The sequence below is a fragment of the Microbispora cellulosiformans genome (genome assembly GCF_008728085.1).
GTDB classification, from domain to species: Bacteria; Actinomycetota; Actinomycetes; order Streptosporangiales; family Streptosporangiaceae; genus Microbispora; species Microbispora amethystogenes.
In genome coordinates this window covers 84,238-100,602 of sequence record NZ_VYTZ01000020.1, presented here as the reverse complement: position 1 = coordinate 100,602, position 16,365 = coordinate 84,238, and the positions used below count along the sequence as shown (strand labels likewise).

1 protein-coding gene is annotated in these 16,365 nt (G+C 75.2%); it reads left to right on the top strand.

What is annotated here, in order from left to right; genetic code table 11:
• Nucleotides 1-29: 29 nt before the first annotated feature.
• On the top strand, nucleotides 30-16,364 hold the full coding sequence (locus F5972_RS39095; RefSeq protein ID WP_150939830.1) for a type I polyketide synthase: 16,335 nt from the start codon (nucleotides 30-32) through the stop codon (nucleotides 16,362-16,364).
• The last annotated feature ends 1 nt before the right edge of the window (nucleotide 16,365 follow it).

Below are 16,365 nucleotides of genomic sequence, written 5' to 3'. Positions count from 1 at the left end.
AGGCACCTATATTTCGGCAGAGGTACGCCATGTCTGAGTCTGGGTTCGACGGGTCGTGGGCAGCGCGCATACCGGACGGAGGGGCGGCGCTGGCCGCCCGCCTGACCGGTCTGCCGCTCGCCGAGCAAAACCGTGTGCTGCTCGATCTGGTGTGCACGCAGACGGCCTCGGTGCTGCGCAGGTTCCGGCCGGACGACCCGGCCGAGGTCTCGGCCCGCCGGGCGTTCCGCGACCTCGGTCTCGACTCGATCGCCCTGGTCGAGCTGCAGAGCCTGCTCAACGCCGTGACCGGGCTCGCGCTGGGGGTGAGCGCCGCCTTCGACCACCCGACACCGGCGTCTCTGGCCGCCTTCCTGCGTACGGAACTGCTCGGTGACACCGGCCCCGAGGTCGGCCCGGAGAGCACAGGGGCGGTCGCGGGGGAGCGGCGGGCTCTCGACGAGCCGATCGCAATCGTCGGCATCGGCTGCCGCCTGCCCGGCGGGGTCGACTCGCCCGAGGGGCTGTGGCGCCTGGTCGACGACGGCCGGCACGTCCTCACCGACTTCCCCGACGACCGCGGCTGGGACCTGGAGCGGTTGTTCGACCCCGACCCGGACCAGCCCGGCACCACCTACCTGCGGCGTGGCGGCTTCCTGCCGGAGGCGACGCTCTTCGACGCCGACTTCTTCGGCATCAGCCCGCGCGAGGCGCAGACCATGGACCCGCAGCAGCGGCTCGTGCTGGAGACCGCGTGGGAGGCGATCGAGCGCGCCGGCATCGACCCGGCCTCGCTCGCGGGCAGCCGGTCCGGCGTCTACATCGGGGTCGAGCCCCAGGAGTACGGCCCCCGCATCGCCGACGCGCCCGACGGGCTCGACGGCTATCTCATCACCGGCAACGCGACCAGCGTGGTGGCCGGCCGGGTGGCGTACACGCTCGGGCTGCTCGGACCGGCGCTCGCGATCGACACCGCCTGCTCGGGCTCGCTCGTCGCGGTGCACGTCGCGGCGCAGGCCCTGCGCAACGGCGAGTGCGGTCTCGCGCTGGTGGGCGGCGTGGCCGTGCTGAGCAGCCCCGGGGTGTTCACGGCGTTCAGCAGGCTGCGCGGTCTCGCGCCGGACGGGATCTGCAAGCCGTTCGCCGAGGCCGCCGACGGCACCGGCTTCTCCGAGGGCGCGGCGGTGCTGGTCCTGGAGCGGCTGTCGGACGCGCGCCGCAACGGCCACACCGTGCACGCGGTCCTGCGCGGGTCGGCGATCAACCAGGACGGCGCGTCCAACGGCCTGACCGCGCCGAGCGGCCGCGCCCAGCGGATGGTGATCCGGCAGGCGCTCGCCGACGCGGGGCTCGCGGCGTCCGACGTGGACGTCGTCGAGGCGCACGGCACCGGCACCACGCTCGGCGACCCCATCGAGGCGCAGGCGATCATCGAGACGTACGGCCAGGGCCGCGAGCCGGACGACCCGCTGTGGCTGGGATCGGTGAAGTCGAACATCGGCCACACGCAGGCGGCGGCCGGCGTCGTCGGCCTGATCAAGATGGTGCTGGCCATGCGGCACGGGGTGCTGCCGAAGACCCTGCACGTCGACCAGCCGTCGTCGGCCGTGAACTGGTCGGCGGGCCGGGTGTCGCTGCTCACCGAGCCCGTGCCCTGGCAGGAGAACGGACGGCCGCGACGGGCGGGCGTCTCGGCGTTCGGCGTCAGCGGCACCAACGCCCACGTGATCATCGAAGAGCCGCCGTCGGACGCCGCCACGACACCGCCGGAGGACGCCTCCGGCGCCGGGACGCGACCAGTCGACGACGCCTCCGCGCCTTCCGCGTCGTCCGCGGACGCGGCGACGGCGTCCGAAGCGGCTGCGCCGGACCTGACGTCGGCGCCGGACCAGACGACGGCTCCGTGCCTGGTTCCGGTGTCGGCCCGGGGAGACGACGCGCTGCGGGCCCAGGCCGCCCGGCTGCACGACATGCTGGCGGCCGACGACACCGTGACGCCCGCCGACGCCGGATACTCCCTGGTGACCACCCGTACGGCGTTCCCGGACCGGGCGGTCGTCCTGGCCGCCGGCCGGGACGAGTGCCTGCGCGGGCTGCGCGCCCTGTCCCAGGGCGAGACCGGTCCTGACGTCGTCAGGGGAAGCGTCACCGGCGGCGCGCTGGCGTACCTGTTCACCGGACAGGGCAGCCAGCGCCTGGACATGGGCCGCGAACTGTGCGGGACGTATCCCGTCTTCGCCGCCGCCCTGGACGACGCCGCCGGATATCTGGACCTCCAGCTCGACCGCCCGCTCCTGGACGTGATCTTCGCCGAGCCCGGCACCCCCGAGGCCGACCTCCTCCACCAGACGGCGTACGCGCAGCCGGGGTTGTTCGCGGTGCAGGTCGCCGCCTACCGGCTGCTGGAGTCGTGGGGGGTGCGGCCGGACTACGTCGCCGGGCACTCGATCGGCGAACTGGCCGCCGCGCACGTGGCCGGGGTGCTGTCCCTTGAGGACGCGGCCACGCTGGTCGCCGCGCGCGGCCGCCTGATGCAGGCGCTCCCGGCCGACGGCGCGATGGTCGCGATCCAGGCGGCCGAGGACGAGGTCACGCCGCTGCTCACCGGCCGCGCCGGCATCGCGGCGGTCAACGGCCCCCGGTCGGTCGTGGTCTCGGGCGACGAGGCGGAGGTGCTGGCCATCGCGGCCCGGTTCGAGGCCGACGGCCGCAAGACCAGGCGGCTGCGGGTGAGCCACGCCTTCCACTCGCCGCTGATGGAGCCGATGCTCGCCGAGTTCGCGCGGGTGGCCGGGATCCTGACCTACTCGCCGCCGAGCCTGCCGGTCGTGTCCACGGTGACCGGCGAGCTCGCCACCGCCGAGGAGCTGTGCTCGCCGGACTACTGGGTGCGGCACGTCCGCGACGCCGTGCGGTTCCGCGACGGCGTGGCCGCGCTGCACGCCAGAGGCGTGGACACGTTCGTGGAGATCGGGCCGGACGGCGTGCTCAGCGCGATGGCCCAGGACTGCCTCGCCGACGCCTCCGGCGACCTCGCCTTCGTGCCCGTGCTGCGGCGGGACCGCGGCGAGGTGCGCCAGCTGCTTACCGCGGTCGCCGTCGCCCACACGCGCGGCACCGCTCTGGAGGGCTCGGCGTACGGCCCGGACGTCCGCCGCGTCGACCTGCCGACGTACGCCTTCCAGGGCAGGCGTTTCTGGATGTCCCCGCAGGAGCCGAACGACGCGCTGGGACTCGGCCAGGCGCCCGCGGACCACCCGCTCCTCGGCGCCGTGCTGCGCGCCGCCGGAGAGGACCGCGTGGTGCTGACCGGCCGCCTGTCCCTGCGGACGCATCCTTGGCTGGCCGACCACGTGATCTCGGGCCGCGTGCTGCTCCCGGGCACCGCCCTCCTCGAACTGGCCGTGTACGCCGGAGACCAGGCCGGCTGCCCGCAGGTCGAGGACCTGACCCTGCACGCCCCTCTGGTCGTGCCCGAGCGCGGCGGAGTGTCGGTCCAGGTCGTGGTGGCCGAACCGGACGACGCCGGTAGGCGGGTAGTCGACGTCTTCTCCCGTCCGGATGGTGATGGTGACGGGGTGTGGGTGCGGCACGCGTCGGGTGTGGTGGGTCCTGTCGTGGGGGTGGCGGGGTTCGATCTGGCGGAGTGGCCGCCTCGGGGGGCCGAGGTGGTGGATGTGTCGTCGTGGTATCCGGAGTTGGCCGGTCGGGGGTATGGGTACGGGCCGGCGTTCCGGGGGTTGCGGAAGGTGTGGCGGGGTTCGGGGGAGGTGTTCGCGGAGGTCGTGTTGCCTGAGGGGGTGCAGGCGGGCGGGTTTGCGGTGCATCCGGCGTTGCTGGACGCGGTGTTGCAGGCGACGGATGTGAGCGCCGACGCGACGAGCGGGGGTGCGGGGGCTGATGCGGGGGCGGTGCGGTTGCCGTTCGCGTTCGGTGGGGTGAGTGTGTTCGCGGCGGGGGCGTCGCTGGTGCGGGTGCGGATCACCCCGGTGGCCGATGTCGCGGGGGATGCGGTGGCGTTGGAGATCGCCGACGCGTCTGGTGCGCCGGTGGCGTCGGTGGAGTCGTATGTGTGCCGGGCGATGTCGGCGCGGGCGGTGGGGGAGCGGGTCTACCGGATCGACTGGGTCCCCGCCCCGATCGCCGGCCCGGTCGCGGGATCGGTCGCGGTTTCGGCCAGTGCTCCGGCTCAGTCGGCCGCCGCCAACCCGGAGTTCACCCGCTTCGACGTCCCCGCCACCTCGGAGGCCCTGTCTGGGGTGCTGTCGGGGATGCGGTCGGTGGTGGCCGGGGTGTTGGAGCGGGTGCAGGAGTGGATCGCGGTTCCCGAGCCTGAGGGTCCGTTGGTGGTGGTCACGCGGGGTGCGGTGGGGCTGCCGGGTGAGGACGTGGATGTGTCGGTGGCGCCGGTGTGGGGGCTGGTGCGGTCGGCGATGGCGGAGTGGCCGGGCCGGTTCGTGCTGGCCGACATCGACGGGACCGCCGAGTCGGAGGCGGCGCTGGCCGCCGCGGTGGCCACGGGTGAGCCCGAGTTGCTGATCCGGGCGGGTCAGGTGCGGGTCCCGCGCCTGACCACGGTGACCCCCGAATCCCAGCCGGCGACCCCCGGCTCCAAGCAGGCAAGCCCCGACTCCAGGCCGGAGGCTTCCGGCTCCGCCCGGGTGGCTTCTGCCTCCGCGTCGGTGGGCTTTGGTGCCGGATCCGTGGTGGTGACCGGGGGTGTTGGTGGGGTCGGGGCGCGGGTGGCGCGGCATCTGGTGACGGCGCATGGGGTGCGGTCGCTGGTGCTGGCCGGGCGTCGTGGCCCGGACACGCCCGGGGCCGATCTGCTGGCGGCGGAGCTGACCGAGCTTGGTGCTCACGTGCGGGTCGTGGCCTGCGACGTGGCCGACCGGAATGAGGTGGTGCGGCTGCTGGAGGAGGTGCCGGATCTGACGGCGGTGGTGCACGCGGCCGGGGTGCTGGACGACGGGCTGATCGAGTCGCTGACCCCGGACCGGCTGGACACCGTCTTCGCACCCAAGGCCGACGCGGCCTGGCACCTGCACGAGCTGACCCGCGACCGGAACCTGACCGCCTTCGTCCTGTTCTCCAGCACCGCGACCCTGTTCGACGCGCCCGGTCAGGGCAACTACGCCGCCGCCAACGCCTTCCTCGACGCCCTGGCCGCCCACCGGCACGCCCACGGACTGCCCGCGACGTCGCTGGCCTGGGGCCTGTGGAACGGAGCCGGGATGGGCGCCGGGCTGGACGAGGCCGCGCTGGCGCGCATCGCGCGGTCCGGGCTGGTACCGCTGTCGTCCGAGGAGAACCTCGCGCTACTGGACGCCGGGCTACGCAGCGGTGTGCCCGCGGTCGTCCCGGTCCGGGTGGACCACCGGGCGGTCCGCGAACGCGCCGACGGGATCCCGACGCTGCTGCGTGGCCTGGTGCGTCCGGCGACGAAGCGCGCCGGCGCCCGCAACGCCCCCGCCGGCGGTGCCGGCGGCCTCGCCGAGCGGCTGGCCGGGCTGTCCGGCGCCGCGCGCGTCGACGCCCTGGTCGAGGTGGTCCGCGCCGAGGCCGCCGCCGTACTCGGGCACGAGAGCGGCGCCGCCGTCGCGCCTTCGCGCGCGTTCAACGAACTCGGCTTCGACTCGCTCGCGGCGGTGGAGCTGCGCAACCGGATCAACGCGATCAGCGGCCTGAAGCTGAGCGCGACCCTGGTCTTCGACTACCCCACGCCCCTCGCGCTCGCCACCCACCTGGCCGAGACGATCGACGCGAAGCCGGTGCGGGCCCGCCAGGAGACTACCGTTGCCATCGCCCCCACCGAGGACATCGCGATCGTCGGCATGGCCTGCCGCTACCCCGGCGGCGTACGGTCGCCCGAGGACCTGTGGCGGCTGGTCGCCGACGGCGTCGACGCGATCGGCGAATTCCCCGCCGACCGTGGCTGGCCGCACGACGTGTACGACCCGGAGCTGAGCCGTCCCGCCACCAGCTACACCCGCGAGGGCGGGTTCCTGTACGACGCGGCGGACTTCGACGCCGACTTCTTCGGCATCAGCCCGCGTGAGGCGCAGGCCATGGACCCGCAGCAGCGCTTGCTGCTGGAGGTCTCCTGGGAGGCGTTCGAGCGGGCCGGCATCGACCCGAGGTCCGTGCGCGGCAGCCGTACCGGCGTCTACGCGGGGGTCATGTACCACGACTGGGGCCTGCGGCTCGGCCCGCTGCCCGAGGAGATCGCCGCCTACCACGGCAACGGCAGCCTGGCCGGTGTCGCGTCCGGGCGGGTCGCGTACGTCTTCGGGCTGGAGGGCCCGGCGATGACCGTGGACACCGCGTGCTCGTCGTCGCTGGTCACCATCCACCTGGCCGCCGCCGGGCTGCGCGGGGGAGAGTGCGACCTGGCCCTCGCGGGCGGCGTCACCGTCATGTCCACCCCCGACACCTTCGTGGACATGAGCCGCCAGCGCGGGCTGGCGGCCGACGGCCGGTGCAAGTCGTTCGGCGCCGGCGCGGACGGCGTCGGCTGGAGCGAGGGCATCGGCCTGCTGGTGCTGGAGCGGTTGTCGGACGCGCGGCGGCGTGGGCATCGGGTGCTGGGGGTGATCCGTGGTTCGGCGGTGAACCAGGACGGTGCGTCCAATGGTCTGACGGCGCCGAACGGTCCGTCGCAGCAGCGGGTGATCGGGCAGGCGCTGGCGGCGGCCGGGCTTTCCCCGGCTGACGTGGACGTGGTGGAGGGTCATGGCACCGGCACCACCCTGGGTGACCCGATCGAGGCGCAGGCGATCATCGCGACGTACGGGCAGGGCCGGGAGCGGCCGCTGTGGCTGGGGTCGGTGAAGTCGAACATCGGGCACACCCAGGCGGCGGCCGGGGTGGCCGGTGTGATCAAGATGGTGATGGCGATGCGCCACGGCGAGCTGCCCAGGTCGCTGCACGCCGCGGAGCCCTCACCCCAGGTGGACTGGGACGCCGGTCAGGTGCGGCTGCTGACCGAGCCGGTGGCCTGGCCCGAGGAGGGCAGGCCGCGCCGGGCGGCGGTGTCGTCGTTCGGGATCAGCGGCACCAACGCCCACGTGATCGTCGAGTCGGCTCCGGCCGAACCCGCGCGGGAACCGCTGCCCGCGCCCGCGACGGTGCCGCTGGTCGTGTCGGGCCGCACCCCGCAGGCGCTGCGCGCCCAGGCCGGGCGGCTGCTGCCGTACCTGGAGACGCTGCCGGACGCGGAGATCGGCGAGCTCGGCCGCGCCCTCGCCACCACGCGCGCCGCGCTCGAATGCCGGGCCGTCGTGACCGGCACGGACAGAGCCGAGCTCGCGGCCGGCCTCGCCGCGCTGGCGGACGGCTCGGCGCCCGCCGGAGCGGCCCGCGAGGGCAGGGTGGCGTACCTGTTCACCGGGCAGGGCAGCCAGCGCCTCGGCATGGGCCGCGAGCTGTACGACGCCTTCCCGGTCTTCGCCGAGGCGTTCGACACCGTGCTCGCCGAGCTGGACCGCCACCTGGACCGGCCGCTGCGCGAGGTGCTCTGGGGCGAGGACGCCGACCTGGTGAACCAGACCGGTTACGCCCAGGCCGGGCTGTTCGCCCTGGAGGTCTCCCTCTACCGGCTGCTGGAGTCGTGGGGGGTGCGGCCCGACTACGTCGCCGGGCACTCGATCGGCGAGCTGGCCGCCGCCCACGTGGCCGGGGTGCTGTCCCTGGCCGACGCGGCCCGCCTGGTCGCCGCGCGGGGCAGCATGATGCAGGCGCTGCCGGCCGGAGGGGCGATGGTCGCCGTACGCGCGGCCGAGGAGCGGGTGCGCCCGCTGCTCGGCGACGGCGTCGACATCGCGGCGGTCAACGGGCCGGAGTCCGTGGTGATCTCCGGTGACGAGGCGGCCGTGTCGCGGGTCGCCGCCGCCCTCGCGGCCGACGGCCACCGGACGACCCCCCTGCGGGTGAGCCACGCCTTCCACTCGGCGCTGATGGAGCCGATGCTCGCCGGCTTCCGCGGCGTCGCGGAGGAACTGTCGTTCGCGCCTCCGGCCATCCCCGTGGTGTCCACGCTCACGGGCACGCTCGCCACCGCGGAGGAGCTGTGCTCGCCGGAGCACTGGGTGCGGCACGTGCGGGAGCCGGTCCGGTTCGCCGATGCCGTCGGCGACCTCGCCGCCCGGAACGTCACCGCCTTCGTCGAGCTCGGCCCGGACGCGGTGCTCGCCGCGATGGGTCAGGCCTGCGTCGCGGAGGACGCGGCCGCGTTCGTCGCGCTCGCCCGCAAGGGCCGCGACGAGGCGCGCGAGCTCGTCGCCGGTCTCGGCCGCGCGTACGGGCACGGAGTGGCGGTCGACTGGGCCGCGTACTTCGGCGGCGACGCCCCGGCCGGGCTCGACCTGCCGACGTACGCCTTCCAGCGCAGGCGGTTCTGGCTCGACGGATACACGTACGGCGCGGGCGACGTCGGCGCGGCCGGGCTGGACCACATCACGCACCCGATCCTGTCGGCCGCCGTGGAGTCGCCGGAGTCCGGCGAGGTGGTGCTGACCGGCCGGGTCTCCCCGCGGACGCATCCGTGGCTGGCCGACCACGTGATCTCGGGCCGGGTCCTGTTCCCCGGCACCGGGTTCATCGAACTGGCGACCCAGGCGGGCGACTGGGCGGGCTGCCCCAGCCTCGACGAGCTCGTCCTCGAAGCGCCGCTCGTGCTGCCCGCCGAGGGCGGGGTCGCCCTGCGGGTGGTCCTCGGCGCCGCCGGTGACGGCCTGACCCGCTCGGTGCAGATCTTCTCCCGTCCGGATGGTGATGGTGACGGGGTGTGGGTGCGGCACGCGTCGGGTGTGGTGGGTCCTGTTGTGGGGGTGGCGGGGTTCGATCTGGCGGAGTGGCCGCCTCGGGGGGCCGAGGTGGTGGATGTGTCGTCGTGGTATCCGGAGTTGGCCGGTCGGGGGTATGGGTACGGGCCGGCGTTCCGGGGGTTGCGGAGGGTGTGGCGGGGTTCGGGGGAGGTGTTCGCGGAGGTCGTGTTGCCTGAGGGGGTTCAGGCGGGCGGGTTTGCGGTGCATCCGGCGTTGCTGGACGCGGTGTTGCAGGCGACGGATGTGAGCGCCGACGCGACGAGCGGGGGTGCGGGGGCTGATGCGGGGGCGGTGCGGTTGCCGTTCGCGTTCGGTGGGGTGAGTGTGTTCGCGGCGGGGGCGTCGCTGGTGCGGGTGCGGATCACCCCGGTGGTGGACGCTGGTGGTGCGTCGGGGGATGCGGTGGCGTTGGAGATCGCCGACGCGTCTGGTGCGCCGGTGGCGTCGGTGGAGTCGTATGTGTGCCGGGCGATGTCGGCGCGGGCGGTGGGGGAGCGGGTCTACCGGATCGACTGGGTCCCCGCCTCGATCGCCGGCCCGGTCGCGGGATCGGTCGCGGTTTCGGCCAGTGCTCCGGCTCAGTCGGCCGCCGCCAACCCGGAGTTCACCCGCTTCGACGTCCCCGCCACCTCGGAGGCCCTGTCTGGGGTGCTGTCGGGGATGCGGTCGGTGGTGGCCGGGGTGTTGGAGCGGGTGCAGGAGTGGATCGCGGTCCCCGAGCCGGGTGGTCCGTTGGTGGTGGTCACGCGGGGTGCGGTGGGGCTGCCGGGTGAGGACGTGGATGTGTCGGTGGCGCCGGTGTGGGGGCTGGTGCGGTCGGCGATGGCGGAGTGGCCGGGCCGGTTCGTGCTGGCCGACATCGACGGGACCGCCGAGTCGGAGGCGGCGCTGGCCGCCGCGGTGGCCACGGGTGAGCCCGAGCTGCTGATCCGGGCGGGTCAGGTGCGGGTCCCGCGCCTGACCACGGTGACCCCCGAATCCCAGCCGGCGACCCGCAACTCCGCGTCGGCGACCCACGACTCGGGGCCGGTGGCTTCCGGGTCCGAATCTGTCGACCTCGGCTCCGCGTCGGCGATCCCCGGATCCGCGCTTGTGGGCTTTGGTGGCGGATCCGTGGTGGTGACCGGGGGTGTTGGTGGGGTCGGGGCGCGGGTGGCGCGGCATCTGGTGACGGCGCATGGGGTGCGGTCGCTGGTGCTGGCCGGGCGTCGTGGCCCGGACACGCCCGGGGCCGATCTGCTGGCGGCGGAGCTGACCGAGCTTGGTGCTCACGTGCGGGTCGTGGCCTGTGATGTGGCCGATCGGGAGGCGGTGGCGCGCCTGCTGGACGGGGTGCCGGATCTGACGGCGGTGGTGCACGCGGCCGGGGTGCTGGACGACGGGCTGATCGAGTCGCTGACCCCGAGCCGGCTGGACACCGTCTTCGCGCCCAAGGCCGACGCGGCCTGGCACCTGCACGAGCTGACCCGCGACCGCGACCTCAGCGCCTTCGTGCTGTTCTCCAGCACCGCGAGCACGCTGGCCGGCGCGGGCCAGGGCAACTACGCCGCGGCCAACGCCTTCCTCGACGGCCTGGCCGCCCACCGGCACGCCCACGGACTGCCCGCCCTCTCGTTGCCGTGGCACCTGTGGACCGGCGCCGGGATGGCGGAGGGGCTCAGCGAGAGCGACGTCGCCCGCATCGAACGGCAGGGCATCACGCCGCTGTCGGCCGAGGAGAGCCTCGCGCTGCTGGACGTCGCGCTGCTCGGCGCGGACCCGGTGCAACTGCCGATCAGGCTGGACCGGGCCGCCCTGCGCGCCCGCACCGACGAACTGCCCGCGCCGCTCCGCGCCTTCGCCGCCCGCGCGAAAGCACAGGTGGCCGCGGCTCCGGTGGCCGGCAACGCGCTCGCCGACCGGCTGGCCGGCCGACCGGCCGCCGACCGCGACCGGATCCTGCTCGACCTCGTACGCACGGACGTGGCGGCGGTGCTCGGCCACGCCGGGTCCGGCGAGATCGACCCGGACCGGCCGTTCACCGACCTCGGCTTCGACTCGCTGGCCGCGATGGAGTTCCGCAACCGGCTGGGCGCGTCGAGCGGCCTGACGCTGCCCGCGACGCTGGTCTTCGACCACCCGACCGCCCGCGCGGTCGCCGTGCACCTCGCCGACCGCCTGGCCGCCCTGATGGGTGACCGCGTGGCCGATGGCGCGGCCAGAGCGGACGTCCCGGCCACCCGCGCCGCGGAGCCGGTCGCGGACGAGCCGATCGCGATCGTCGGCATGGCCTGCCGCTACCCCGGCGGCGTACGGTCGCCCGAGGACCTGTGGCGGCTCGTCGCCGACGGCGTCGACGCGATCGGCGAGTTCCCCGCCGACCGCGGCTGGGACGACGGCGTCTACGACCCGGAACCGGGCGTGCCCGGCAAGACCTACACCCGCCGGGGCGGGTTCCTCTACGACGCCGCCGAGTTCGACCCCGAGTTCTTCGGCATCATGCCGCGCGAGGCGCTGGCGATGGACCCGCAGCAGCGGCTGCTGCTGCAGACGGCCTGGGAGGCGTTCGAACGGGCCGGCATCGACCCGAGGTCCGCGCGCGGCAGCCGCACCGGCGTCTACGCCGGGGTGATGTACCACGAGTACGCCAGCAGGCTGCGCGAGGTCCCCGAGGAGCTGGCCGGCTACCTGGGCAACGGCAGCGCCGCCAGCGTCGCCTCCGGGCGGGTCGCGTACGCCTTCGGGCTGGAGGGCCCGGCCATCACCGTGGACACCGCGTGCTCGTCGTCGCTGGTGGCGGTGCACATGGCCCACCAGGCGCTGCAGCGCGGCGAGATCGACCTGGCGCTGGCCGGCGGTGTCACGGTCATGCCGACGCCGGAGGTGTTCGTCGACTTCAGCCGCCAGCGCGGGCTGGCGGCCGACGGCCGGTGCAAGTCGTACGCCGGCGGGGCCGACGGCACCGCGTGGGGCGAGGGCGCCGGCCTGCTGGTGCTGGAGCGGTTGTCGGACGCGCGGCGGCGTGGGCATCGGGTGCTGGGGGTGATCCGTGGTTCGGCGGTGAACCAGGACGGTGCGTCGAACGGGTTGACGGCGCCGAACGGTCCGTCGCAGCAGCGGGTGATCGGGCAGGCGCTGGCGGCGGCGGGGCTTTCCCCGGCTGACGTGGATGTGGTGGAGGGTCACGGCACGGGGACGACGCTGGGTGACCCGATCGAGGCGCAGGCGATCATCGCGACGTACGGGCAGGGCCGGGAGCGGCCGCTGTGGCTGGGGTCGGTGAAGTCGAACATCGGGCACACCCAGGCGGCGGCCGGGGTGGCCGGTGTGATCAAGATGGTGATGGCGATGCGGGCGGGGACGGCGCCGCGCACCCTGCACGTGGACCAGCCGTCGCCGCAGGTGGACTGGGACTCCGGCCAGGTGCGGCTGCTGACCGAGCCGGTGGCCTGGCCCGAGGAGGGCAGGCCGCGCCGGGCGGCGGTGTCGTCGTTCGGGCTCAGCGGCACCAACGCGCACCTCATCCTGGAGCAGGCGCCGGCCGAGGAGACCACGGCCGAGGAGACGCCGGCCGGCCCGCCGATCGTGCCGCTGGTGGTCTCCGGCCGGACCCCGCGGGCACTGCGCGCCCAGGCGGGCCAGCTTCTGACCCATCTGGAGCTCCAGCCGGAGCCGGACCTTCGCGACGTCGGCTACTCGCTGGCCACCGGCCGGGCCGCGCACGCCCACCGCGCGGTGGTGCTCGCCGACGGACGCGCCGCGGCTGAGCGCGGCCTCGCCGCGCTGGCCGCCGGGGACAGCGCCGACCCCGGTGTGGCCGACCTCGTCACCGGAGTGACCGGCACGGGCGGGCAGACCGCGTTCCTGTTCACCGGACAGGGCAGTCAGCGCCCCGGCATGGGCCGCGAGCTGTATGAGGCGTTCCCGGTCTTCGCCGAGGCGTTCGACGCCGTGCTCGAAGCGCTGGACCGCCACCTGGACCGGCATCCCGATCACCGCCATGACCGGCCGCTGCGCGAGGTGCTGTGGGGCGAGGACGCCGACCTGGTGAACCAGACGGTGTACGCCCAGAGCGGCCTGTTCGCGCTGGAGGTGGCGCTCTACCGGCTGTTCGAATCGTGGGGGGTGCGGCCCGACTACCTCGCCGGGCACTCGATCGGCGAGCTGGCCGCGGCCCACGTCGCCGGTGTGCTGTCCCTTCCGGACGCCGCCGCGCTGGTGGCCGCCCGCGGCGCGCTGATGCAGGCGCTGCCGCCCGGCGGGGCGATGGTCGCGGTCGCGGCCACCGAGGACGAGGTGACATCACTGCTCACCGGCCGGGCCGGCATCGCGGCGGTCAACGCCCCCGACTCGGTCGTGCTGTCCGGCGACGAGGCCGAGGTGCTCGCCGTCGCGGCCGAGTTCTCGGCGAAGGGACGGAAGACCACCCGGCTGCGGGTCTCGCACGCCTTCCACTCGCCGCTCATGGAGCCGATGCTGGACGGCCTGCGCGCGGTCGCCGGGTCGCTCACCTACACGGCCCCGTCGATCCCGGTCGTCTCGACGGTCACCGGCGAGGTCGCCGGCGCGGAGCTGTGCACCGCGGACTACTGGGTCGACCAGGTCCGGCGGCCGGTCCGCTTCGCCGCGGCCGTCTCGGCCCTGGCGGCGGCGGGCGTCACCCGCTTCGCCGAGCTCGGCCCGGACGGCGTGCTCACCGCCCTGGCCCAGCGGAGCGCCCCGGACGGCGCCCTGGACACCGCGCTGTTCACGGCCACCGGCCGGCGGGACCGGCCCGAGCCGGCCGCCGTCCTGACCGCGCTCGCCCGGCTGCACACCGGCGGCGTCCCCGTCGACTGGCGGGCGTTCTTCGCCGGGACCGGCGCGAAGCAGGTGGACCTGCCGACCTATCCCTTCGAGAACAGCCGGTTCTGGCTCGACGCGCCGCAGGTCGCCGCCGACGCGACCGGCCTCGGCCAGCAGGCCGCCGCGCACCCGCTGCTGTCGGCCGTCGTGGCCACGCCCGACGACCGGGTGGTGCTGACCGGGCGGCTGGCCACGAGCACCCAGCCGTGGCTCGCCGACCACCGGGTGCGGGGCCGGATCCTGCTGCCCGGCAGCGGCCTGGTCGAGCTCGCCCTGCGCGCCGGTCAGGAGGTGGGCTGCCGGACCGTCACCGAGCTGGTCATGGAGGCGCCGCTCGTCGTGCCCGGCCGGGGCGCACTGGCGCTGCAGGTCACCGTGGAACCGCCGGACTCCGCCGGGGCCCGGGTGATCCACATCCACACCCGGTCCGAGGACGGCGGCGGATGGACGCGGCACGCCACCGGCACGCTCGCCGCGCAGGACGATCCCGTCCTCGCCGAGCCCGCCGCCGATCTCACCCAGTGGCCGCCGCCCGGCGCCACCGAGACGGCGATCACCGGCGGCTACGACCTGCTGGCCGCCCGCGGATACGAGTACGGCCCGGCGTTCCAGGGGCTGCGCGCGGCCTGGCGCGACGGCGACGACGTCTACGCCGAGGTCGCCCTGCCCGAGGGGGCGGCGGCCGACGCGCGGAGGTTCGGCCTGCACCCGGCGCTGCTCGACGCCACCTTCCACGCCGACCTGCTCGACGAGCAGGGCCTGCGCGAGGGCCGCACCGTCATCCCGTTCGCCTGGACCGGCACGACCCTGCACACGGGTGGCGCCGCCGCGCTGCGGGTGCACATCCGCCGCCTGCGCGGCGACGAGCTGTCCACGATGACACTGGCCGACGACAGGGGCCGTACGGTCGCCACGGTGCGGCGGCTCGCCGCCCGGGAGGTGACCGGGACGGCCGGCGGCGACCCGCGGGGCGGGTCGGTCCTGCGGCTCGAATGGCGCGACCTGCCGCTGGAGGGGGCGACGGCCGGGGCCGCTCCGGTGCTCGCCGGGGTCGACCACTTCGGCCTCGCTCGGCGCGCCGGCGGCGCGCACGACGGCCTCGCCGGGCTGGTGTCGGCGATCGACGCCGGAGCGCCGGTGCCCGACCTGGTGATCCACCAGTGCCTCGCCGAGCCCGCCGAGGTTCCCGTACGGACGCGGGCGGCCGTCCACGAGGTGCTGGACGTGCTGCGCGCCTGGCTGGCCGACGAGCGCCTCGCCGCCTCCCGGCTGGTGATCGTCACCAGGCACGCCGCAGGCGACACGGACGGGACCGAAGGGCTGGCCCACGCGCCGGTCTGGGGCCTGGTCCGCGCGGCGCAGCAGGAGAACCCGGGCCGGTTCGTGCTCGTCGACACCGACGGCACCCCGGCGTCGACGGCCGTGCTGCTGCCCGCGATCCGCTCCGGCGAGCCCGAGATCACGCTGCGGCAGGGCGTCGCCCGCGTGCCCCGGCTGGCCCCGGCGACCGCGGACCGCGAGACGCCGCCGTGGGACCCGGACGGCACCGTGCTCGTCACCGGCGGCGCGGGCGGTCTCGGCGCGCACCTCGCCCGGCACCTCGTCACCGAGCACGGCGCGCGGCACCTGCTGCTGACCAGCCGCCGCGGCCGTGACACCGAGGAGGCGCGGCGCCTGGAGCGCGAGCTGACCGGCCTCGGCGCGGAGGTGACGATCGCGGCGTGCGACGTCGCCGACCGGGCCGCGCTGGCCGGCGTGCTCGCCGCGATCCCGCCGGACCGGCCGCTGCGCGCGGTGGTCCACGCGGCCGGCGTGATGGACAACGCGCTGATCGGGTCGCTGACGCCCGAGCAGGTCGAGGCGGTGCTGCGGCCCAAGGTCGACGGCGCCTGGCACCTGCACGAGCTCACCGCCGACGCCGATCTGACCGCCTTCGTGTTGTTCTCCTCGTTCGCCGGGCTGCTGATCGGCGCCGGGCAGGGCAACTACGCCGCGGCCAACCGCTTCCTCGACGCCCTCGCCGCGCACCGCGCGGCCGCCGGGCGGCCCGCGACGTCGCTGGCCTTCCCGCTCTGGTCGACGCGGACCGGGCTCGGCGGCGAGGCCGTCGACGGGGAGTCGGAGGAGCGCCGGATGGCCGCGCTCGGCATGCCCGCCCTGTCCACCGAGGACGGGCTGGCGCTGATCGACGCCGCGCTGACCCGGCCGGACGCCGTGCTGGTGCCGCTCCGGCTCGACCGGGCCGCGCTCGCCGCCGCGCCGTCCGTCCCGCCCATGCTGGCCGGTTTCGTCCCGGCGAAGGCGGCGCGGCCCGAGGCCGCCCGGCCGGCGGAGCGGACCCTCGCCGAACGGCTGGCGGACGCCGGACCGGCCGACCGGGAGCGGATCCTGCTCGACCTGGTGCGGGCGGAGGTGGCGGCCGTGCGGCACGCCGACCCGGACGCGATCGACATCGGCCGGGGCTTCACCGAGCTGGGCCTGGACTCGCTGGCCGCGATCGAGCTGCGCAACCGGCTGTCGGCGGCCACCGGGCTGCGGCTGCCGGCGACGCTGATGTTCGACTATCCGAACCCGCGGGAGCTGTCCGGCTACCTGCGGGAGGAACTGCTGCCCGGCCTGCCTGAGGAGACGACTCCGGAGGAGGGACAGGCGGAGCCGAGCCTGCCGACGATGCAGGAAATCAACGAAATGACGGTCAGCGACCTTGTGCGCGCGGCGTTGTCCGGGTCGAACTGAG

Coding starts and splice junctions, on each gene's coding strand:
- F5972_RS39095 (WP_150939830.1), top strand. CDS start 30: ATGTCTGAGTCTGGGTTCGACGGGTCGTGGGCAGCGCGCATACCGGAC.